The 21,477-nt window shown below is 72.2% G+C and carries 18 protein-coding genes; 12 read left to right on the top strand and 6 right to left on the bottom strand.

The features are described from left to right. Window positions 1-18 precede the first annotated feature (18 nt). Window positions 19-438, bottom strand: coding sequence for a PLD nuclease N-terminal domain-containing protein (locus ACH4TG_RS28185; protein WP_398245332.1), 420 nt, complete (start codon window positions 436-438; stop codon window positions 19-21). 95 nt (window positions 439-533) lie between these two features. Here ACH4TG_RS28185 and ACH4TG_RS28180 point away from each other — a divergent pair, with 95 nt between their 5' ends. Both ACH4TG_RS28180 and mqnP read left to right on the top strand, forming a co-directional pair. Next, window positions 534-1,991, top strand: coding sequence for a menaquinone biosynthesis decarboxylase (locus ACH4TG_RS28180; RefSeq protein WP_398245331.1), 1,458 nt, complete (start codon window positions 534-536; stop codon window positions 1,989-1,991). Window positions 1,992-2,355: 364 nt separating this feature from the next. Next, the gene (gene mqnP / locus ACH4TG_RS28175; RefSeq protein WP_398245330.1) at window positions 2,356-3,279 is read left to right on the top strand and encodes a menaquinone biosynthesis prenyltransferase MqnP; all 924 of its coding nucleotides are present in this window, start codon (window positions 2,356-2,358) and stop codon (window positions 3,277-3,279) included. Window positions 3,280-3,356: 77 nt separating this feature from the next. On the opposite strand, the gene ACH4TG_RS28170 is transcribed toward mqnP, so the two are convergent. Both ACH4TG_RS28170 and ACH4TG_RS28165 read right to left on the bottom strand, forming a co-directional pair. After that, window positions 3,357-4,451, bottom strand: coding sequence for a hypothetical protein (locus ACH4TG_RS28170; RefSeq protein WP_398245329.1), 1,095 nt, complete (start codon window positions 4,449-4,451; stop codon window positions 3,357-3,359). Between the two features lie 249 nt (window positions 4,452-4,700). Further along, a complete protein-coding gene (locus ACH4TG_RS28165) occupies window positions 4,701-5,237 on the bottom strand; it encodes a rhomboid family intramembrane serine protease (protein ID WP_398245421.1) in 537 nt (178 codons plus the stop codon). 238 nt (window positions 5,238-5,475) lie between these two features. Here ACH4TG_RS28165 and ACH4TG_RS28160 point away from each other — a divergent pair, with 238 nt between their 5' ends. From ACH4TG_RS28160 to ACH4TG_RS28135, 6 genes are all read left to right on the top strand, one after another. Further along, window positions 5,476-6,240, top strand: coding sequence for a UbiX family flavin prenyltransferase (locus tag ACH4TG_RS28160; RefSeq protein ID WP_398245328.1), 765 nt, complete (start codon window positions 5,476-5,478; stop codon window positions 6,238-6,240). 82 nt (window positions 6,241-6,322) lie between these two features. Beyond that, window positions 6,323-6,778, top strand: coding sequence for an Lrp/AsnC family transcriptional regulator (locus ACH4TG_RS28155; protein ID WP_398245327.1), 456 nt, complete (start codon window positions 6,323-6,325; stop codon window positions 6,776-6,778). 73 nt (window positions 6,779-6,851) lie between these two features. Continuing rightward, a complete protein-coding gene (gene mqnE / locus ACH4TG_RS28150) occupies window positions 6,852-8,015 on the top strand; it encodes an aminofutalosine synthase MqnE (protein ID WP_398245326.1) in 1,164 nt (387 codons plus the stop codon). A gap of 66 nt (window positions 8,016-8,081) precedes the next feature. Further along, complete coding sequence (locus ACH4TG_RS28145) at window positions 8,082-8,603, top strand: GNAT family N-acetyltransferase (protein WP_398245325.1); 522 nt, start codon at window positions 8,082-8,084, stop codon at window positions 8,601-8,603. 120 nt (window positions 8,604-8,723) lie between these two features. Beyond that, window positions 8,724-9,029 carry a DUF4229 domain-containing protein gene (locus ACH4TG_RS28140; protein ID WP_398245324.1) on the top strand — a complete coding sequence of 102 codons (306 nt, stop codon included), beginning with the start codon at window positions 8,724-8,726 and terminating at the stop codon, window positions 9,027-9,029. A 145-nt stretch (window positions 9,030-9,174) separates the two neighbouring features. Further along, window positions 9,175-9,807 carry a TetR/AcrR family transcriptional regulator gene (locus ACH4TG_RS28135; RefSeq protein ID WP_398245420.1) on the top strand — a complete coding sequence of 211 codons (633 nt, stop codon included), beginning with the start codon at window positions 9,175-9,177 and terminating at the stop codon, window positions 9,805-9,807. Between the two features lie 77 nt (window positions 9,808-9,884). Here ACH4TG_RS28135 and ACH4TG_RS28130 read toward each other — a convergent pair whose 3' ends face one another. Beyond that, a complete protein-coding gene (locus ACH4TG_RS28130) occupies window positions 9,885-10,700 on the bottom strand; it encodes a MaoC family dehydratase (RefSeq protein ID WP_398245418.1) in 816 nt (271 codons plus the stop codon). Window positions 10,701-10,705: 5 nt separating this feature from the next. After that, on the bottom strand, window positions 10,706-11,986 hold the full coding sequence (locus ACH4TG_RS28125; RefSeq protein WP_398245323.1) for a 3-oxoacyl-ACP reductase: 1,281 nt from the start codon (window positions 11,984-11,986) through the stop codon (window positions 10,706-10,708). Between the two features lie 98 nt (window positions 11,987-12,084). Here ACH4TG_RS28125 and ACH4TG_RS28120 point away from each other — a divergent pair, with 98 nt between their 5' ends. Beyond that, entirely contained in the window at window positions 12,085-13,365 is a 1,281-nt protein-coding gene (locus ACH4TG_RS28120; RefSeq protein WP_398245322.1) for an acetyl-CoA C-acetyltransferase, read from the top strand. A 41-nt stretch (window positions 13,366-13,406) separates the two neighbouring features. Further along, complete coding sequence (locus tag ACH4TG_RS28115) at window positions 13,407-15,317, top strand: AMP-dependent synthetase/ligase (RefSeq protein WP_398245320.1); 1,911 nt, start codon at window positions 13,407-13,409, stop codon at window positions 15,315-15,317. Between the two features lie 107 nt (window positions 15,318-15,424). Here ACH4TG_RS28115 and ACH4TG_RS28110 read toward each other — a convergent pair whose 3' ends face one another. Further along, the gene (locus ACH4TG_RS28110; protein WP_398245319.1) at window positions 15,425-15,628 is read right to left on the bottom strand and encodes a cold-shock protein; all 204 of its coding nucleotides are present in this window, start codon (window positions 15,626-15,628) and stop codon (window positions 15,425-15,427) included. A gap of 252 nt (window positions 15,629-15,880) precedes the next feature. On the opposite strand from ACH4TG_RS28110, the gene ACH4TG_RS28105 reads away from it, so the two are divergent. Both ACH4TG_RS28105 and ACH4TG_RS28100 read left to right on the top strand, forming a co-directional pair. Then, window positions 15,881-16,741, top strand: a complete 861-nt coding sequence (locus ACH4TG_RS28105) for a menaquinone biosynthetic enzyme MqnA/MqnD family protein (RefSeq protein WP_398245318.1) — start codon at window positions 15,881-15,883, stop codon at window positions 16,739-16,741. 197 nt (window positions 16,742-16,938) lie between these two features. Continuing rightward, on the top strand, window positions 16,939-21,462 hold the full coding sequence (locus ACH4TG_RS28100) for a DUF6531 domain-containing protein (protein ID WP_398245317.1): 4,524 nt from the start codon (window positions 16,939-16,941) through the stop codon (window positions 21,460-21,462). Window positions 21,463-21,477 lie beyond the last annotated feature (15 nt).

The following is a 21,477-nucleotide window of genomic DNA, read 5'->3' as shown; positions in this document are numbered from 1 at the left end:
GGCCGCTGCGGCCGGGGGTCACTCGCCCTCGGCCGGCGGCCGGGTGTCGCCGTCCGGGCCGTTCCGCCGGTTCTGCCGGTTGAGTTCGCTCAGCGACCGGAGGAACTCCGGGTTGTCGTCCGGGGGTATCCAGTCCGCGGCCGGCGGCTCCGGCAGCTGCTGCCCCTCGGGGGAGTACCGCACGGCACCGGCGTCGGGCCGGTACCCGCGGTGCCACTCGGCGGGCGTGGCGCCGCCGGCGGCGGCCCGGCGGCCGCGGCGGCGGCCGATCAGCAGCCAGGCCAGCGGGCCGATCAGCACGGTGCCGAAGAACAGGATGATGAGCACCCAGACCACCTTGGGCATCCCGCGCACGTCCCGCTCGGGCGTGCCCAGGCAGTCCACGAAGGCATAGATCCACAGCGCGAACAGCACGAGATACGGCAGGTAGCGCAACACGGCTCGGCATCCCCCCAGGAACGGCCACGGGGGTTTTGGCCACCCCGCGATGACCCCCAAGCGTACGTTGTGCACGGAATGGAAGACTGAGCCCCATGGCTTACGACGATCTCCGCTCGTTCCTCCGGGCCCTGGAGAAGGACGGCGACCTGCGCCGGATCACCGCCGAGGTGGATCCGTACCTGGAGGTCGGCGAGATCACCGACCGGGTGAACAAGGCCGGCGGTCCCGCGCTGCTCTTCGAGAACGTCCGGGGCTCGGTGGCACCGCTGGCGATGAACGTCTACGGCACCGACCGACGGCTGCTCAAGGCGCTGGGCCTGAACGCCTACACCGACATCGGCGACAAGATCGCCGGGCTGCTCAAGCCGGAGCTGCCGCACGGCTTCGTCGGGGTGCGCGAGGCGTTCGGCAAGCTGGCCGGGATGGTGCACGTCCCGCCGAAGAAGGTGAAGTCCGGGGACGCGCCGGTGCAGGAGGTCGTGTTCACAGGCGACGACGTGGACCTGGACCGGCTGCCCGCGCTGTTCACCTGGCCGCAGGACGGCGGCTCGTTCTTCAACCTGGGCCTGACCCACACCAAGGACCCCGAGTCCGGCGTCCGCAACCTGGGCCTGTACCGGCTGCAGCGGCACGACCGCCGCACCATCGGCATGCACTGGCAGATCCACAAGGACAGCCGCAACCACTACCAGGTCGCCCAGCGGCGCGGCGAGCGGCTGCCGGTCGCGATCGCCTTCGGTTGCCCGCCGGCGGTCACCTACGCCTCGACCGCGCCGCTGCCCGGTGACATCGACGAGTACCTGTTCGCCGGCTTCGTGCAGGGCAAGCGGGTGGAACTGGTCGACTGCAAGACGGTGCCGCTGCAGGTGCCCGCGCAGGCCGAGGTGGTGCTGGAGGGCTGGCTGGAACCGGGGACGATGCTGCCGGAGGGGCCGTTCGGCGACCACACCGGCTTCTACACCCCGCAGGAGCCGTTCCCGGCGCTGACCGTGGACTGCGTGACGATGCGCAAGCGGCCGCTGTTCCAGTCGATCGTCGTCGGCCGGCCGCCCACCGAGGACGGGCCGCTGGGCCGCGCCACCGAGCGCTTCTTCCTGCCGCTGCTGAAGATCATCGTGCCCGACATCGTGGACTACCACCTGCCGGAGGCCGGCGGCTTCCACAACTGTGCGATCGTCTCGATCGACAAGAAGTACCCCAAGCACGCGCAGAAGACGATGCACGCGATCTGGGGGGCGCACATGATGTCGCTCACCAAGCTGATCGTGGTGGTGGACTCCGACTGCGACGTGCACGACCTGCACGAGGTGGCCTGGCGGGCGCTGGGCAACACCGACTACGCCCGCGACCTGACCGTCGTGGAAGGGCCGGTGGACCATCTCGACCACGCCTCGTACCAGCAGTTCTGGGGCGGCAAGGCGGGCATCGACGCCACGCGCAAGCTCCCCGAGGAGGGCTACACGCGCGACGGCGGCTGGCCGGAGATGGTCCTGTCGGACCCGGAGACGGCTGAACGGGTTACCAAGCGCTGGAAGGAGTACGGCCTGTGAGCGACGCACGCGAGGCAGCCGGCGCGCAGGTCGGCGTGAGGGCCGTGGAGTCGGGCCGAGCGGGCGGAGAAGCGAACGGAGAGACGCTGTGAGCGACGCACGCGAGGCAGCCGGCGCGCAGGTCGGCGTGAGGGCCGCGGAGTCGGGCCGAGCGGGCGGAGAAGCGAACGGAGAGACGCTGTGAGCGACGCACGCGAGGCAGCCGGCGCGCAGGTCGGCGCGAGGGCCGCGGAGTCGGGCCGAGCGGGCGGAGAAGCGAACGGAGAGACGCTGTGAGCGACGCACGCGAGGCAGCCGGCGCGCAGGTCGGCGCGAGGGCCGCGGAATCGGGCCGAGCGGGCGGAGAAGCGAACGGAGAGACGCTGTGAGTGCTGAGTCGGCCACCCCGGAACTGTTCCGCCCGGAGCCGCGGCCGGAGGGCAAGGTCCGCGCCTTCCTGCGGCTGGTGATGATCGAGCACTCGGTGTTCGCGCTGCCGTTCGCGTACATCGCCGCGCTGACCGCGATGTTCCGCAAGGACGCGAGCGTGCACTGGGGCGAACTGCTGCTGGTCACCTGCGCGATGGTGGGCCTGCGGACGTTCGCCATGGCGGCGAACCGGATCATCGACCGCGAGATCGACGCCCGCAACCCGCGCACCGCGAGCCGCGAACTGGTCACCGGCGCCCTGTCGGTGCGCACCGCGTGGACCGGCGCGCTGATCGCGGTGGTGGTCTTCCTCGGCGCGGCCGCGCTGCTCAACCCGCTGTGCCTGGCGCTGGCGCCGATCGCCGTGGTGCCGATGGTCGTGTACCCCTACGGCAAGCGGTTCACCAACTTCCCGCACGCGATCCTGGGTCTGGCGCAGGCCATGGGTCCGATCGGCGCGTGGCTGGCGGTCACCGGCAGCTGGTCGTGGGACGCGGTGATCCTGGGACTGGCGGTCGGCGTGTGGATCGGCGGGTTCGACCTCATCTTCGGCTGCCAGGACGTGGCCGCCGACCGGGCGCACGGCGTGATGTCGGTGCCGGCCAGGTTCGGCATCCCGGCCGCCCTGCACGGCGCCCGCGCCTGCCACGCCGTCACCTCCGGCCTGCTGATCTGGTACGGCGCGGCCACCGGCGCCGGCGCGTGGTGGTGGGTGGGCCTGGCGATCGTGATCGGCGCCTTCCTCTACGAGCACTCGATCGTCACCCCGCACGACCTGTCCCGGCTCAACCGGGCGTTCTTCACGGTGAACGGCGTGATCGGCATCACGCTGTTCGTGTTCGCGCTCTTCGACCTGATCAGCCGCGGGCTCGTCGGCTAGCGCGCGACCGTCGCACGACAAGGGCGCGGCCCCGGACCGAACCGGTCCGGGGCCGCGCCCTTGTCGTGACTGCGGCGTCAGAAGTCGCTGCTGTCGTCCTCGGAGACGGGCATGCCGGACATGAACAGGGCCACCAGGTCCTGCGGGTTGAGGACCTGGGCGTCCTTGGGGGCGCTGATGGAGTCGGCGCTGCCGTCCAGGGTCAGGGTCAGCGGGAGCTTGCCCTGGGCCTTGGTGTCGAGCTGCGCGACGTCGAAGGTGATCGCGGACAGCGAGCCGCCCTTGATGGCCACGTCCACCGACAGCTTCTTGTCGGGCACCTTGGCCGGGTCCAGGGACTTGGCGTCGTAGCCCGGGAGGTCCTTCAGCGCCGGCGTCAGGCTGTCCGAGAGGGCACTGGCCAGCTGCCGCGCGGGCGCGGTGACCTCGACGTGGTCGGCGCCGTCACGGCTGCCGAGGTCCTTGTACGTGACGTTGGTGGCCAGCGCCTTCTTCAGGGCGGCCGCGATCTGCTTCTGGGTGGCGGCGTCCAGCTTCGGGCCGCCGGGCAGGCCGGACAGCGGCGAGGCGGCCGAGTCCGAGGAGCCGGAGGCGCCGCCCAGGCTCTTGGCGAACTCCTGGAAGGCATTGGGGTCGAGGCTCACCCACTGGCCGTTCAGCGCGGCCTTGACCGAGGCCAGCGAGGACGGCAACTGGTCGCTCTGCGCCAGGAACTGGTCCAGCGGCGAGCTCTTGCCGCTCGGGCTCAGCTTCTCCAGGCCCTTGAGGTCGACCCGCAGGTAGGCCTTCTGGCCGACGTAGCGGATCTCGGCGAGGCCGTCCTTGGAGTCGTCGCTGGACAGGGAGAACGCGACGGCGCTGTCCTTGCCGCTCTTGCCGTCGGCCTTGCCGAGGAGGCCGACGGACTTCTGGGAGCTGACCGACAGGGACAGGTGCAGCGAGGACAGCAGCTTGGCGTTGTCCCGCGTGAAGTCGTCCTCGCCCTTGAGGGCGTTGTAGATGTCGTCGGCCGAGCCGTCGAAGCCGAGGCTCAACGTCAGGGTGTTCTGATTGCCCAGCTTCTCGAAGGCGTTCTTGACCTTGCCCTGCGGGGTCGTCGTGTCCGATCCGCAGGCGCTGGCACCCACGGATATCAGGGCCACCACTCCGGCGGCGGCCAGGCCCTTGCGCATGGTGATGATGGCGAACTCCTCGGAAGCTTTGAGAAATCTTTACGGAACTGCGTTGAGCTAAGAGTACTTGTGTCCGAGCTGTGCTCTCACGGGGGTTTCCTGTCACCTTCGCGGAGCCCTTGCTGCCGGGTTCCGGAAACGAGCCGCCGGGCGAACCCGGGGACGGGGCCAGGGACTTCGGCGAGGGGCGCGGAAGGGGCCGGGCGACGGGCTGCGCGGCGGGCGCCGCACGCCCGCCCAACAGGCGTTTCAGCGGGCGGAGCTGATGGCGTCGCGTTCGCGGAACAGGAAGGCCGCGGCCACGCCGCCCACCAGCCCGAACAGGTGGCCCTGCCACGACACCCCGGTGGCGCTGGGCAGGACCCCCCACAGGATGGAGCCGTAGAGCACGCCGACGATCAGGCCGACCACCACGTCCAGCGCCCGGTGGTCGACGAACCCGCGGATCAGCAGGTAGCCGAAGAGGCCGAAGATCAGGCCCGAGGCGCCGGCGGTGTTGGTGTGAGCGGGGGCGACCAGCCACACGCCGAGCCCGCTGATCACGATGATGGTGAACGCCACGGCCAGGTAGCGGCCGATGCCGCGCAGCGCGGCGATGAAGCCGAGCACCAGCAACGGCAGGCTGTTGGAGGCCACATGACCGAAGCCGAAGTGGGTGAACGCGGCCGGCACGATGTCCAGCAGCTCGCCGGTCTTGCGCGGGGTGATGCCGAAGGTGTCCAGCCGGTGGCCGGAGATGACGTCGACGGCCTCCAGCACCCACAGCAGCCCGACCCAGCCGGCCATCAGCGCGGCGGCGGCGGTGACCCTGGTGCCGGCGCGCAGCGGCGCGAGCACGACGTCCGTCAGTCCCGTCCGTGGTCGCGCGGGTCGTCCCGCTGCCTGTCCGTACGTCACCGCATCCCCCCTCCGGCCCAGCGGCACGGTTCCCTCCACCCGTCAGTAACGCCAGGGCGCCCGCCGCGGTTCCCGCGGCGGGGCCTCGATCGGGTGACCCGGGGGCGCACGCTCTAAGCTCGACGGCGTGAGACGAGGAAGCCACGGCCGGCAGGGCGAGCGCAGGCCCTGGGTGGTGGGGGTGTCCGGCGCGTCCGGCACGCCGTACGCGGCGTCCGTGCTGCGCGGGCTGCTGCACGCCGGCGAGGACGTCGACCTGGTGGTCAGCCGGGCCGCCCGGCTGACCCTGCTCGACGAGACCGGCAGCGCCTTCCGGGACGCCCACTGGCAGCAGGATCTGGCCGCGTGGCTGGCCCGCGGCGCCGACGGCAGCCCGGACTTCTTCCCCGCGGGCCAGGACCTGTCCGCGGTCCGCCACTGGCCGGCCGGCGACCTGGCGGCCGGGCCGTCGTCCGGGTCGTACCCGGCCAAGGGCATGCTGATCGTCCCGGCGACCACCGCGTGCGTGGCCGGGGTGGCGCTGGGGCTGTCCAAGGACCTGCTGCAGCGCGCCGCGAGCGTCACCCTCAAGGAGCGCCGGCCGCTGGTGGTGGCGGTCCGCGAGACGCCGCTGAGCGGGCAGACGCTGCGCCACCTCACCGCCCTGGACGACGCCGGGGCCGTGGTGCTGCCGGCCTCCCCGGCCTTCTACTCCGGCCCCGCGCACATCCAGGACCTGGTGGACTTCGTCGCCGGTCGGGTGCTGGACGCGGCAGGCGTCCCGCACAAGCTGTACCGCCGCTGGGAGGGATCGCTGGGTGGGGGGCGGGAGCGGGCCGGCGGTGGGCGGGAGCAGGCCGACGGCGGCCGGGCGGTGGGCGGTCCGCGGGCCGGACGAGCACCGGCGGAGTAGATGCGCAGGGCACGGACCCGGTTATGCCTTAGATTCTTGTCTCGACAGCGCAGTCACGGGACGAACGGGAGGGTCCATACCGATGGACGCGGTGGACAGACAGCTCATCCAGGCGTTGCGTGAGAACGGCCGCGCGTCCTATGCGGAGCTGGGCCGGCTGGTCGGGCTGTCGGGCCCCAGCGTCACCGACCGCATCAACCGCCTCGAACAGGCCGGCGTCATCACCGGCTACCGGGCCACCGTGGCTCCCGCCGCCCTCGGCCTCGGGGTGACCGCGCTCGTCGGGCTGCAGTTGTCGGACGCCGCCGACCACGAGGACGTGGCCCGCAGGCTGCGGGACGTCGGCGAGATCGAGGACTGCTGGTTCATCGCCGGCGACGACTCGTACATGCTCAAGGTCAGGGTCGGCGACGTCGACGGCCTGGAGCACACCATCCGCCGGCTGTCCGGCACCCAGGGTGTGGCCAGGACCCGGACGACCATCGTGCTGTCGACCAAGTGGGAGAACCGGGTCGGCGAACTGCCCGACGAGGTGTAGGGCGCGCCCGGCCGCGACGGGCGGCAGGCGTATGGTCGGTCGGGCCGACCGAACGCGGCGGAGGAGGAGACACATGGACGCCGGGCTGAAGCGTGAGCTCGAGGAGAAGGTCTACGCAGGGGAGCGGCTGACCCGCGAGGACGGCATCGCCCTCTACGAGTCGGACGACCTCGCCTGGCTGGGCGGGCTCGCCCACCACGTGCGTACGCAGAAGAACGGCGACGTCGTCCACTTCAACGTCAACCGCCACCTGAACATGACGAACGTGTGCACCGCGTCGTGCGCCTACTGCTCGTTCCAGCGCAAGCCGGGCGAGAAGGACGCGTACACGATGCGGATCGAGGAGGCCGTCCGGCTGGCCAAGGCCATGGAGGGCGACAACCTCACCGAGCTGCACATCGTCAACGGCCTGCACCCGACGTTGCCGTGGCGGTACTACCCGCGGTCGCTCAAGGCGCTCAAGGAAGCGCTGCCGCAGGTGTCGCTGAAGGCGTTCACGGCCACCGAGATCCACCACTTCGAGACGATCTCCGGCCTGTCCGCCTCGGACATCCTCGACGAACTCATCGACGCCGGGCTGGAGTCGCTGACCGGCGGCGGCGCGGAGATCTTCGACTGGGAGGTCCGGCAGCACATCGTCGACCACCGCACCCACTGGGAGGACTGGTCGCGGATCCACCGGCTGGCGCACTCCAAGGGCCTGAAGACCCCGGCGACCATGCTCTACGGCCACATCGAGGAGCCGCGGCACCGGGTGGACCACGTGATGCGGCTGCGCGAACTGCAGGACGAGACCGGCGGGTTCCAGGTCTTCATCCCGCTGCGGTACCAGCACGACTTCGTGGACATGAAGGACGGCAAGGTCCGCAACACCCTGCAGGCGCGCACCACCATGGCCAGCGGCGCGGAGGCGCTGAAGACCTTCGCGGTGTCCCGGCTGATGTTCGACAACGTGCCGCACGTGAAGGTGTTCTGGGTCATGCACGGCCTGTCCACCGCGCAACTGGCCCTGAACCACGGCGCGGACGACATGGACGGCTCGGTCGTGGAGTACAAGATCACCCATGACGCGGACCAGTTCGGCACCCCGAACAAGCTGACCCGCGACGACATCCTGGACCTGATCCGCGACGCCGGCTTCCGGCCGGTGGAGCGCAACACCCGCTACGAGATCATCCGCGAGTACCCGGGCCCGGACGCCGCGCGGCGCGAGACCCCGCAGCCGATGCGGGCGTAGCTTCCCGGCGTTCTCCGGTGCGGGGCCGGGGGCCGGGGAGGGTCGGGTAATAAGTACTATTGCCCTATGACCCTTACGTGCCAGCTGGACCCCGAGATCGACGACGAGGTCAGGGACGGCATCAGCGCGCTGTGGACCGACGTGTCCAACGCGGGCGGTGCCGTCGGCTTCGTGCCGCCCGTGACCGCGGACGACATCCGTCCCGACCTCGACCGCTCGCTGGCCGAGGTCGCGTCGGGCCGCCGCCGGCTGGTCCTCGGCCGCGACGAGGACGGCCGGATCGCGGCGACCGCGTTCCTGACGTACAACGACCACCGCCTGATGCGGCACTGGATGTGGCTGTACACGGTGATGGTCCACCCCCGCCACCAGGGCAGGGGCTACGGGCGCACCCTGATGGACACCGTGGAGCGGGCCGCGCGGACCTTCCCCGGCATCGAGGCGATCCGCCTCACCTGCCGCGGCGGCACCGGCGTCGACGGGTTCTACGGCGGCTGCGGCTACAAGGAGGTCGGCCGGGTGCCGGGCGCCATCCGGGTCGCCCCGGGTGACGACCGCGACGACATCTCGATGATGCTCACCCTCTGAGCTCCGGCCCCGGTGCCGGCCGTACCGCGGTCCGCACTCCGGCCCAGGTGCGGGACCGTGTCCCGCTGCCGCCCGGACCCTGCGGGCAGAGCCGCGGCCGGGCCGTGCTTCACTGGATCCATGCTCCGTTACACCGCACTGCGCTTCGGCCTCATCGTCGCCAGCTTCGGGGTCATCTGGGGCCTGGTCCGGCTGCGCCTCCTGCCGGCCGGGCTCGGTGACTCGAACTACCTGTGGGTGGGCCTGCTGGCCCTCGTCGTCTCGGCCCCGCTGAGCTGGGTGCTGCTGCGCGGCGTCCGCGAGAAGGCGGCCCTGCAGGTCGCCCAGCGCGTCGAGCGGACCCGGGCGAACCTCGTCGCCGCCGCCGGCGAGGAGGACGAGGCCGACGAGGCCGCCCGCACCGCCGGCGAGCCCCACACCGCCTGAGCCGCACCCGCCCGACCCGCTTCCGGCGGCTCCGCGCCCGCGTCGGCCCCGCGCGGCCTGACCCCCGCCCCCTTCTCCGCCTAGGCTGGCCCCCGGGGGACGCGAGGGGAGAGGTGGGCTGGTGGGGACACAGGGCAAGCAGCGGGTGCCGCGCGCCATACGCGAGCAGCAGATGCTCGACGCGGCGGTCGCGACGTTCGCCAAGCGCGGGTACCGGGCGGCCTCCATGGACGAGATCGCGGTCGCCGCGGGCGTCAGCAAGCCCCTGGTGTACCTCTACCTGAACTCCAAGGACGAGCTGTTCAGCGCCTGCATCCGGCGTGAGGCCGACGCCCTGAAGGCGGCCATCAGGAGCGCGGTCGAGCCCGGCGCGGCGGCCGACCGCCAGCTGTGGAGCGGGCTGCTCGCCTTCTTCGAGCACACCGCCGCGCACCCCGACGGCTGGGCGATCCTCTACAGCCAGGCGCGCACCGTCGGCGAGCCGTTCGCCGAGGAGGTCGCGGCGATGCGGGCGGAGATCGCGGAGTTCGTCCGCGTCCTGATCGCCGCCGCGTCGGTCGACGCGGGCTGCGACCCCGCTCTCGCCGACCGCGAGGTGGCCGCGCTGGCCCACGCCCTCGTCGGGGCGGCCGAGTCGCTGGCCGGCTGGGGTGCGGCGAACCCCGCCCGGGACGCGGCGAACTCCGGCCGGGAGAACGCCGCGACCCTGATGAACTTCGCCTGGTCGGGCCTGGCCAACCTGATGCACGGCCGGCGCTGGGAGCCCTCCCCGCGCTGACCGCACGCAGGGGCGGTCCGACGGGGTGCGCCCAGTCCCTGATGCGGGTGCGGGGTGTGCGCCCGCGGGCCCGGGTCTCAGCTCGCGGTGAGCCCGGTGACGTGCAGGCCGGCCCGCGAGCGTACCTCGAACCGCGGCCCTTCCGCGCAGTACGCCACCGTCGACGGCAGCAGTACCGGCCGGCGGAAGTCCGCGGTGATCCGCGTCGCGCCAGGGGCCGCCGCCACGCAGCGGGCGACCGTCCACATGCCGTGCACGATGGCCCGCGGGAAGCCGAGCGGCCGGGCGGTCACCGGGTGCAGATGGATCGGGTTGTAGTCGCCGGACACCCGCGCGTGCCGCCGCCCCAGGTCCGCGGGCAGCCGCCAGGTCTCCACCTCCGGCAGGGGAACCGGGGGTGCGGCGGGCTCGGCGGCGGGCGCCGTCTCCTCGTCGACCCGGTGCCGGGCCAGGTACGCGCTGCGGTCGGTCCACACCGCCTCCCCGCCGAGCCGCGCCTCGGTCACCATCACCACCTCGGTGCCGCGCCTATGGGCGCGCAACTCCTCGGCGTGAACGACGAGTTCGGGCCGGTTCGCGAGGGTCAGCGGGGCGTGCGCGACGATGTCGACGGAGGTGTGCACCAGGCCCATCAGCGGCAGCGGGAAGCCGCGCGCGGCCATGATCCGCGCGGCCAGCGGGAAGCCGAGGATGTGCGGGTAGGTCAGCGGCAGCAGGTCCGCGCCGCCCCCGGGCGCGGGGAATCCGCAGACCCGCGCGTAGGCCGCGATCCGCGCCGGGTCGATCCGCACCTCGCTCTCGGAGAGCCGGACGTCGGGCAGGCCGGCGCGGGGCGACGGCCGCTTGCCGACACCGGTGACCGCGCCGCGCGCGAGGGTGAGCAGCAGTGCCATGGCGGTCACGCCCCCAGCAGCGACTGGCCGCACACCCGGACCACCTGGCCGGTGACCCCGCCGGAGCCGGGCTCGGCGAACCAGGCGACCGTCTCGGCCACGTCCACCGGAAGGCCGCCCTGGCCGAGGGAGTTCATCCGGCGCCCGGCCTCGCGGATGAACAGCGGCACGGCCGCGGTCATCTTCGTCTCGATGAACCCGGGTGCCACCGCGTTGACGGTGATGCCCCGCCCGCGCACCTCGTCCGCGCCGGAGAGCGCCCGGACGAAGCCGATGATCCCCGCCTTGGACGCGGCGTAGTTGGTCTGCCCGGCGTTGCCGGCGATGCCGCTGATCGACGCGGTGGCGACGATCCGACCGCCGGGGTTGACGGTGCCCTCCTTCAGCAGGTGCGCGGTGGTGCGCAGCACGCTGCCGAGGTTGACGTCGAGCACCGCGTCCCAGCGGTCGCCGTCCATGTTGGCCAGCTTGCGGTCCCGGGTGATGCCGGCGTTGTGGACCAGCACGTCCAGGCCGTCGGGGAGGGCCGCCGCGATCCGCTCGCCGGCGTCGGGCGCGGTGATGTCCACGGTCAGGGCGGTGCCGCCGAGCCGGCCGGCGACCTCGGCCAGCGGCGCGGCGGCCTGCGGCACGTCCAGGCAGACCACGTGCAGCCCGTCGCGCGCGAGCGTCCCGGCGATGGCCTCGCCGATGCCGCGGGCGGCGCCGGTGACCAGCGCGGTACGCGGCCGGGCCGGGTCTGCCGGAGCCCCCTCGGCCGTCGCGGGCGGGCCGGGCGCCGGGCCGATCGCGATGACCTGGCCGCTGACGTACGCGGACTTGGGGGAGAGCAGGAAGTCCAGGGTGGAGCCGGCCGCCGCCCCGGGCGCCAGCCGCAGCAGCTGCACGGTCCTGCCCCGGCCGATCTCCTTGCCGAGCGAGCGGACGATGCCTTCGAGGGCCTGCTGGGCGGCGGCCTGTCCGAGGTCGGACGGGTCCGGCGGCGCGCCGAGCACCACCACCCGGCCGCAGGCGGCGAGGCCGCGCACCAGGGGGTGCAGCGTGGTGTGCACCGCGCGCAGCCCGGCCGGATCGGCGATCTCGGTGGCGTCCAGGACGATCCCGGCGTACGAGCCCGGTTCGCGGGCAGGAGAGACCTCACCGGCGGTCAGTCGCAGGACCGGCCCGTCGAGGTCGGGGCGCGCGGCGGACCAGCGGCGCAGCGGGGTGGGCTGGGGCAGGCCGAGGCTCCGGGTCAGGAAGCGGCCGGGGGCCGTACCGGTGAAGCGAAGGTAGCGATCGGCCATTGGCCTTCTCCTTACTCTGGAGTAAGTTTACCGGCGGTAAGGCTACTGGTGAGTCACCGCTCAGGCCAAGAGCGGCCAGCGCAGTCCCGGGAGACCGCATGCAGACCGTCCGCCGTGTCGCCGTCGTCGCCGGCAACCGCATCCCCTTCGCCCGCTCCGACGGCCCGTACGCCACCGCGTCCAACCAGGACATGCTCACCGCGGCCCTGAACGGCCTGGCCGAGCGCACCGGCCTCCAAGGGCAGCGGGTCGGGGAGTTCGCGGCCGGCGCGGTGCTCAAGCACAGCCGCGACTTCAACCTCGCGCGCGAGACCGTGCTCGGCTCGGTGCTCGCCCCCGACACCCCCGCCTACGACGTCCAGCAGGCGTGCGGCACCGGGCTGCAGGCGGTGTTCGCGGTCGCGAGCAAGATCGCGCTCGGCGTCGTCGACAGCGGCATCGCCGGCGGCGCGGACACCACCAGCGACGCCCCGCTCGGCGTCAACGACGAGCTGCGGCGCACCCTGCTCGCCGCCCGCCGGGCCCGCTCGCTCGGCGGCCGGGCCCGCGCGCTCGCCGGCCTGCGCCCGCGCCACCTCGTGCCCGACATCCCCCGCAACGCCGAGCCGCGCACCGGCCTGTCCATGGGCGAGCACGCGGCGGTCACCGCGAAGGAGTGGGGCATCGCCCGGCAGGCGCAGGACGAGCTGGCCGCCGCCAGTCACCAGCGGCTCGCCGCCGCCTACGACCGCGGCCTGTTCGACACCCTCGTCACGCCCTACCGCGGCCTGGAGCGCGACCAGAACCTGCGGCCGGACTCCACCGTCGAGAAGCTGGCGCGGCTGCGGCCGGTCTACGGCGGCCCCGAGGGCACCATGACCGCGGGCAACTCCACGCCGCTCACCGACGGGGCCGCGGTCGTGCTGCTGGCCAGTGACGAGTGGGCGGCCGAGCACGGCCTGACCCCGCTGGCCTACCTCACCGCCTACGAGACCGCGGCCGTCGACTTCGTGTCCGGCCGCGAGGGCCTGCTGATGGCTCCGGCCTACGCCGTCCCGCGGATGCTGGCACGGGCCGGGCTCGGACTGGCGGACTTCGACCTCTACGAGATCCACGAGGCGTTCGCCTCCCAGGTGCTCGCCACGCTCGCCGCGTGGGAAGACAAGGAGTACTGCGTCCGGCGGCTCGGCCTGGAGGGGCCGCTGGGCACGATCGACCGCGATCGGCTGAACACGGCCGGCTCCTCGCTGGCCACCGGGCACCCGTTCGCCGCGACCGGGGCGAGGATCGTCGGCACCCTGGCCCGCCTGCTCGCCGAGCGGGACGGACCGGGGCGCGGCCTGATCTCCGTCTGCGCCGCCGGCGGCCAGGGCGTGACCGCCGTCCTCACCCGCCCCTGACCTCGTCCCGTACGGCAGGAAAACCCTCAGGAGCCGCAGCAATGACGACACGTCAGACCCCCACCGTTCCCGGGCAGGCCGCCGCCGCGGGCGATCCGCAGACCGTGCGGGAGGACGGCCGCGTCGTCCAGGCGGCCGTACCGCCGCTCGTGCCCGCGCCGCGGCAGGGCAGCCTCGCCGACATCCCGTACGCCAACGCGGCCGAGGCGGCGGCCGAAGTGCTGCTGTCCCGCAAGGACGGGACCGGCGCCTGGCGGGACGTGACGGCCGACGCCTTCTGCCGGGAGGTCACCGCGGTCGCCAAGGGCCTGATCGCCTCCGGCCTCAAACCGGGCGACCGGCTCGCCATCATGGCCAGGACCAGCTACGCCTGGACGCTGCTGGACTTCGCCGGCTGGGCCGCCGGCCTGATCACCGTGCCGATCTACCCGACCTCCTCCGCCTCCCAGACCGCCTGGATCCTCGCCGACTCCGGCGCCGCGGCCTGCGCGGTGGAGAACGTCGAGCAGAGCCGGCTGATCAGCGGGCGCCGCGGCGAGCTGCCCGGGCTGCGGCACCTGTGGCAGATCGACGCCGGCGCGATCGGCCAGCTGACCGCCGAGGGCCGCGAGCTGCCCGACGCCCTGGTCACCGCGCGCCGCCAGGCGTTGAGCCCGGACTCCGTCGCCACGCTGATCTACACCTCGGGTACCACCGGCCGCCCCAAGGGCTGCGTCCTGACGCACGGCAACTTCTTCGCCGAGGTCGACAACGCCATCGAACTGCTCCACCCGGTGTTCAAGTCGGTGAGCACCGAGCCGGCGTCCACCCTGCTGTTCCTGCCGCTGTCCCACGTCTTCGGCCGGATGGTCGCGGTGGGCTGCCTGCGCGCCCGGGTCCGGCTCGGCCACGCGCCGAGCATCGCCACCGAGGACCTGCTGGCCGACCTCGCCGGGTTCAGGCCGACGTTCCTGCTGGCCATCCCGTACGTGCTGGAGAAGGTCTACAACACCGGCCGGGCCACCGCCGAGAAGATGGGCCGGGCCTCGTCGTTCGACCGGGCGGCCAGGATCGCCCAGGCGTACGGCGAGGCGCTGGTCGCCCGGCAGGTCGGCACCGGGCCCGGCCCGTCGCTGGGGCTGCGGCTGGCGCACGCGCTGTACGACCCGCTGGTCTACCGGCGCATCCGGGCCGCGCTGGGCGGCAAGGTCCGCTACGCGATCTGCGGCGGCTCACCGCTGGGCAAGCGGCTGGCCGCCTTCTACGCCGGCGCCGGCGTGATGGTCTTCGAGGGCTACGGCCTGACCGAGACCACTGCGGCGGCCACCGTCACGCCGCCGCTGCGGCCCCGGCTCGGCACGGTCGGCTGGCCGCTGCCCGGCACCGCCGTGCGGATCGCCGAGGACGGCGAGGTGCTGCTGCGCGGCGGCCAGGTCTTCGCCGGCTACTGGAACGACGGGAACGGCGGAGTGCCGCAGGTCGGCGGCTGGTTCCCCACCGGGGACATCGGGCAGCTGGACGAGGACGGCTATCTGACCATCACCGGCCGCAAGAAGGAGATCCTGATCACCGCGGGCGGCAAGAACGTCGCGCCCGCACCGCTGGAGGACCGGCTGCGGGCCCACCCGCTGGTCGCCCAGTGCATGGTGGTCGGCGACAACCGGCCGTTCGTGGCCGCGCTCGTCACGCTGGAGCCGGACGGGCTGGCGCACTGGCAGCGGATGCACCGCAAGGAGGGGCTCCGGCCGGTCGTGCTGGCCGCCGACCCGGAACTGCTGGCCGACGTGCAGAAGGCGGTGGACGAGGCCAACTCGACCGTCTCGCAGGCCGAGTCGATCCGGCAGTTCGCGGTGCTGCCGGTGGACTTCACGGAGGAGGCCGGCCATCTGACGCCGTCACTGAAACTCAAGCGGGCCGCCATCGCACGGGACTTCGCCGAGGAGATCGAGGAGCTGTACCGGCGCCGGCGCTGAACGGCCGGCCGGCGGCCGCGCAAAGGCAGGGGCCCCGCACAGGTGCGGGGCCCCTTGGTACTGCAGGTTCTGGGCGCGATCCGCGCCGAGTCCCGGACTAGCGGTGACTAGTTCGGGGTGACGTTCTCCGCCTGCGGACCCTTCGGGCCCTGCGTGACGTCGAACGAGACCGCCTGGTTCTCCTCGAGGGAGCGGAAGCCGGTCGCGTTGATCGCGGAGTAATGAACGAAGACATCCGGGCCGCCGCCGTCCTGGGCGATGAAGCCGAAGCCCTTTTCAGCGTTGAACCACTTCACGGTTCCGGTAGCCATAAAGCCCTCCTTGGGCCCAAAGGGTTGCCCTGCTCCAGAACCTGCACCAAGCGAGTCTGAAAATTACAAAAGCCTGCGGGTCACATGCTCCGCAGGCTTTGTACTGCAAGGAAACCAAACTGCAACTTGCGTCGAGCCTAGCATGAGGGGTCTTGGCGCGGGAAGAGCAACAAGATCCCTCTTCGCGGGTCGTGCGACGCGCCCGGGCCCCCCGCCGAGGAGGCCGCAGGAACCAGGAGTAGCGTCCGCGATATGGACACATCGGTGCATGACGAACGCGGCGGTCGGGTCCGGCCCAGGGTCGGCCACATCCAGTTCCTGAACTGCGTCCCCCTGTACTGGGGGCTGGCCAGAACCGGTGCACTGCTCGACCTGGAGATGACGAAGGACACCCCGGAGGTCCTCAGCAACCGGCTGGTCGAGGGCGACCTGGACATCGGTCCGGTCACCCTCATGGAGTATCTGAAGCACGCCGACGAGCTGGTCGCCCTGCCCGACATCGCGGTCGGCTGCGACGGTCCGGTGATGTCCTGCGTGATCGTCTCCCAGCTCCCGCTGGACCGGCTGGACGGGGAGCGGGTCGCCCTCGGCTCCACCAGCCGCACCTCCGTGCGGCTGGCCGAACTGCTGCTCACCGAGCAGTACGGGGTGGCGCCGGACTACTACCGGTGCCCGCCGGACCTCTCGCTGATGATGCAGGAGGCGCGGGCCGCCGTCCTCATCGGCGACGCGGCGCTGCGGGCCTCGCTGCACGACGCGCCCCGGCTCGGCCTGGAGGTCCACGACCTCGGCCAGATGTGGAAGGACTGGACCGGGCTGCCGTTCGTCTTCGCCGTCTGGGCCGCCCGGCGCGACTACCTCGCCGCGCACCCGGAGGCCGTCCGCGAGGTGCACCGCGCGTTCCTCGCCTCCCGCGACCTGTCGCTGGAGGAGGTCACCAAGGTCGCGGAACAGGCCGCCCGCTGGGAGGCGTTCGACGAGAAGCTGCTGGAGCGCTACTTCACCACGCTCGACTTCTCCCTGGGCGCGGACCAGTTGAACGGCATCGCCGAGTTCGCCCGCCGCGTCGGCTTCCCCCCGGCCGCCCGCGTGGACCTCCTCCCGCCCCTCTGACGGTCCTCTCGCCCTGTGACCTCCACGGTCACCCCCGGCCCCTCCTCCCGGCCGCCCCGGCCCGCCCTCCGGCGGGAACCCGGTGGGCGGCCGGTCGCGTCCTGGGTACTACAGAACCCAAGGATGAGGCGACCGACCGAATGCGGTGACCGACCGCACTGGGGTGGTGGGGGATGGGCAGGCCGACGGATTGGCATGTGCTGGATCTGGATCGGGATCCGGTGCCGGGGGAGCCGTACGAGGTCAGGGAACTCGCGCGGAAGTTGGGGGCGTTCGCCGATGACGTGGCCGGTGCGCTGCGGTCGGTGCGGGGTCTGAACGGTGACACCGTCATCCAGGAATGGGCCGGCCTGTCGGGGGATGAGTACCGCACGCAGTTCGGTGACCTGCCGGGCGAGTTGGACAAGCTGGAACGCTCGTACCGCCTGGCGTCGGGTGCCTTGGACGACTACTGGCCGCAGTTGGAGACGGCGCAGGCCGATGCCGATCGTGCTCTGTCTCAAGGGCGGCAGGCGCGGGCGGACTTGGATACCGCGAAGGGTCAACTGACCAACGCCGACGCCTGGGTGAAACGCGCCCAGGACAAGTCCAAGGAGTACCAGCAGGATCCGAAGCCGGGAGTGCCGCCGCCGTCGGAGCAGGACGTCCGCGACGCCGCCCGCAACGCCACCGACGCCGGCAGCGCCCACAGCACCGCCTCCGCCGCCGTCCACGACGCGCAGTCCCGTCTCGACGCGGCCAAGGAACTGGCGGCTCAGGCCGCCGGTGTCCGTGACACCGCCGCGTCCAAGGCCGAACACGCCCTGCACGAGGCGTCGGACGCCGGTATCCACAACAAGCACTGGTGGGAGAAGGCGGTCGACTGGGTCGCCGACCACTGGGACGACATCGTCGCCGCCTGCAAGATCATCGTCGCGGTCCTCGGCATCGTCGTGATGATCATCGGCGGGCCACTCGCCTGGCTGGTGCTGGCCGCAGCCGTGATCGTGCTCGCGGACACCGTCATGAAGTACCTGCAAGGCAAAGCGTCGTTGTGGGATGTGCTGTTCGCCGCGCTGGACTGCATACCGATGTTCAAGGGCCTGACCACGGCGGGCGGGCTGCTGAAGATGGCCCGTGAACTGCCGACCCTGATCAAGTCCGGTGAGGCGCTGGAGCGCATCGCGAACGCGGTGCGCAAGGGCGGCGGGTTCATCCGGTCGATGAGCCGGGACATCAAGACGCTGTTCACCTGCGGCGACCCCATCGACATGGCCACCGGTGAGATGGTCATGTCCGCCACCGACACCGAACTGCCCGGGGTGCTGCCGCTCGTTCTGGAACGCCACCACCGTTCCGGTTTCCGGGGCGGTCGATGGTTCGGCCGCTCGTGGGCCTCCACGCTGGATCAACGGCTGCTGCTGGACGACCAGGGCGTGCGGTTCACCACCGCCGACGGCATGACCCTGTACTACCCGATACCCGAGCCGGACATCGCGGTGATGCCGGTGGAGGGCCCGCGCTGGCCGCTGGTCTGGAACGGCCGGGCCGGCGCCACCATGACCGTCACCCGGCCAGAGACCGGCCACACGCTGCACTTCCGCCCGCAACCGGACGGCACACTGGCGCTGGCGGCGATCACCGACCGCAACACCAACCGGATCACGATCACCTACGACGAGCACGGCGTCCCCACCGAGGTCGCCCACAGCGGCGGTTACCGGATCGCCGTCACCACCGACGACGGCCGGATCACCGCCCTGCACCTGGCCTCCGCCGACGACCGCCCCCGCATCCTCGGCTACGGATACACCGACGGTGACCTGACGACCGTCACCAACTCCTCCGGCCTCCCCCTGCGGTTCGCCTACGACGACGCCGGACGTATCACCCGCTGGCAGGACCGCAACGACCACTGGTACGCCTACGACTACGACGACGCGGGACGCTGCGTCCGCACCGACGGCACCGACGGCATCCTCGCCTACACCTACACCTACCGCGACAGCCCGCGCGTCACCGAAGCCGTCAACTCCCTCGGCCACACCACCACGTTCGCCTACAACGACCACTACCAACTCGTCGCCGAGACCGACCCACTCGGTCACACCACCCACCGCACCTGGGACCGCTACGACCACCTCCTCTCCCTCACCGACCCCCTCGGCCGCACCACCACCTACGCCTACGACCCCGACGGCAACCCGACCACCATCACCCACCCCGACGGCAGCAGCGCCACGGTCGAGTACGGCGGCGTCCGGCTGCCCGTCGCCGTCACACAGCCGGACGGCGGACGCTGGCAGTACACCTACGACGAGCAGGGAAACCAGCGGAGCGTCACCGATCCGACGGGTGCGACGACGGTGTTCGAGCGGGACGGCCGGGGCTCGCTGGTCTCGGTCTCCGACGCGCTGGGCACCGTGCAGCAGCGCATCGAGAACGACGCCGCGGGCATCCCCCTGGTCCTGACCGACGCGGTGGGAGCCGTGGTGCGGCTCGACCGGGACCCCTTCGGGCGGATCCAGGCCGTGACCTCCCCGGCAGGGGAGACGACCGCCATGGTCTGGACGGTCGAGGGGCTGCTCGAGGAACGGGTGCTGCCCGGTGGCGCCACCGACCGGTGGACGTACGACGGCGAGGGGAACACCGTCGAGCACCGCGGCCCCGACGGGTGGGTCACGCGGTTCGGGGTCTCCGGCATGGACGCCACCACCGGGCGGACCGGTGCGGACGGAAGCGGGTACGCGTACACGTACGACACCGAACGGCGGCTTCTCTCGGTCACCAACCCGCTCGGACTCACCTGGACGTACGAGCGGGACGCGACGGGTCGGGTGGTCCGGGAGACGGACTTCGACGGGCGGTCCGTCCGCTACGTCCACGATGCCGCGGGGCAGCTGACCGAGCGGGTCAACGGCGCGGGGGAGAGCACCTGTTACACGCGTGACGCGATGGGCCGGGCGGTCGAGGTGCGGGCGGGCACGTCGCTGACCACCTACAGGTTCGACGCCGCGGGCCGCATGGTGCAGGCCGTCAACGAGGACTGCGAACTGGCCCTGACGCGTGACGCTGCCGGACGGGTGGTGGCCGAGACCGGAAACGGGCGCACGGTCACCGTCGAGTACGACGCGCTCGGGCGCCGGGTGGGCCGCGTCACGCCGTCGGGAGCGCGGTCCCGGTGGGAGTACGACCCGGCGAACAGCCCCGTGGCGCTGCACGGCGCGGGCGGGACCGTCTCGTTCGGCTACGACCGGGCCGGCCGGGAGGTCGAACGCCGCAGCGGGGACCGCCCGTTCCTCTCCCAGGAGTGGGACGGCACGGGACGCCTGGCCGCGCAGACGGTCCTCGACGCTCCCGGTGCCCCGGCACGGCGCACGGACTACCGGTTCGGCGCCGACGGCTACCTGGCGGGAATCGGCGAGGCGTCGGCGGACCGCCGGCTGACCACCGACGCGGCAGGACGCATCACCGCGGTGGACGGCGCCGGCTGGTCCCAGCGCTACACGTACGACGCCGCGGGCAACCTCACCTCGGGCGGCCCGGCGGAACCCGGAGCGGAACGGCCCGAACCCGGCGGCGAGTACACCGGTATGCGGCCGCAGCGCCTCGGCCGCACCCGGTACGCCTACGACGCCCAGGGCCGGCTGGTCCGCCGCACCCGCTCGCTGCTCTCGGGCGGCAGCAAGGAGTGGACGTACACCTGGGACGCCGAGGACCGCCTCGTCGGGGTCACCACTCCGGACGGCGCGATCTGGCGCTACCGGTACGACGCGCTCGGCCGCCGGACAGCCAAGGAACGGCTCGGCGCGGACGGCCGGGCGCTCGAACGCACCGACTTCGTCTGGTGCGAGACGCAACTCGTCGAACAGAGCGAGACCGCGGGCGACACGGTCACCACCACGACGTGGGACTGGACGCCCGACGGCGATGCCCCGGTGGCGCAGACCGAGCGCACCGCCCTGCGCGGCGCCGCCGACGAGGAGATCGACCGGCGCTTCTACGCGATCGTCACCGACCTGATCGGCACCCCCACCGATCTGATCGGCGAGGACGGGCGGGTGCACCGGCAGGGCCGCGCGACCGTCTGGGGAGCACCGCTCACCCCGCCGGACGGCGGAGCGCACTGCCCGTTACGGTTCCCCGGCCAGTACGCCGACCCGGAGACCGGACTCCACTACAACCACTACCGGTACTACGACCCCGAGTCCGCGCGGTACCTCAGCCCGGACCCGCTGGGTCTGGCCCCCGCGCCCAACAACTACGCCTACGTCCACAACCCGACGCTGTGGTCGGACCCGCTGGGCCTCGGCCCGTGCATCTCGGAGATCGCCTACGCGTCCACCGACCTGGCGAAGGCGGCTTTCGAGGCGCGCTTCAAGGACGGCATGCAGTTCTTCCCCGGCGTGCGCAACGTCGCCGCGGCCCGCGTGGAGGGGCTGGACGACATCGTCATCGGGTTCAGCAAGGGCAACAAGCTGCACGCGGAGATCGACATCATCAACCAGCTGAAGGCCAAGGGCATCAGCATGGACAAGATCACGGAGCTGTACACCGAGCGGTACCCGTGCTCCAAGATCTGCCTGCCCGCGCTGAAGGGCGGCCTCAAAGGCATCGCGAAGATCACGTACACCGTTCCCTATGCTGAGGACCACGAATTCGCCGGAGCTGCCCACGACATGCTGGTCGGTCTGATCGGTGGCGCCGCCCGTGCGCGCGGATGGAACCCGCTGAGCTGGTGACGAGGAGAGCGAGGA

Source organism: Streptomyces sp. NPDC020917, assembly GCF_044333795.1.
Lineage (GTDB): Bacteria > Actinomycetota > Actinomycetes > Streptomycetales > Streptomycetaceae > Actinacidiphila.
The sequence above is the reverse complement of the archived record's forward strand: the minus strand, read 5'-3'. Positions and strand labels throughout refer to the sequence as shown.